The organism is Corynebacterium sp. MSK039, from assembly GCF_030232315.1.
Classification (GTDB): Bacteria; Actinomycetota; Actinomycetes; order Mycobacteriales; family Mycobacteriaceae; genus Corynebacterium.
Genome location: NZ_JASPJL010000052.1, coordinates 1 through 332, shown reverse-complemented (window position 1 = coordinate 332; position 332 = coordinate 1). Strand labels below are relative to the sequence as shown.

The window sequence follows — 332 nt, the reverse complement described above, 5'->3', positions numbered from 1 at the left end:
GTGTTGTCCGACTGCGCGTCGATGGCATGGAGTATGTCACGGATATGCTCGTGCTTATCGGGCCGGCTGCGTTGTTGAAGGTGGTAGTAAAAACTCGATTGTGCAAGGCCGATAGAGGCGAGCAGCATCGGCAAGGGGAAGTCAGGGCGTAGCGCGTCAACCACTGCGGTCTTTTGTCTATTACTGAGCTGACCTGGGATGACGCTGACGTCTTTTTTTACAAGCTCCAGCTCCTTTTCCAATACAGCTTTCTCGACCAGCAGCTTGGCCATCTGTTCTTTCAGTTCAGATGGATCATCCGGCAAAGATTTTTCAAGGGCTGCTCGGGTGGG

General features: G+C 53.0%; 1 pseudogene. It reads right to left on the bottom strand.

Annotated elements, in window-relative coordinates:
- Nucleotides 1-332 (bottom strand): annotated as a pseudogene (locus tag QP997_RS09790) (IS3 family transposase); the annotation flags it as partial.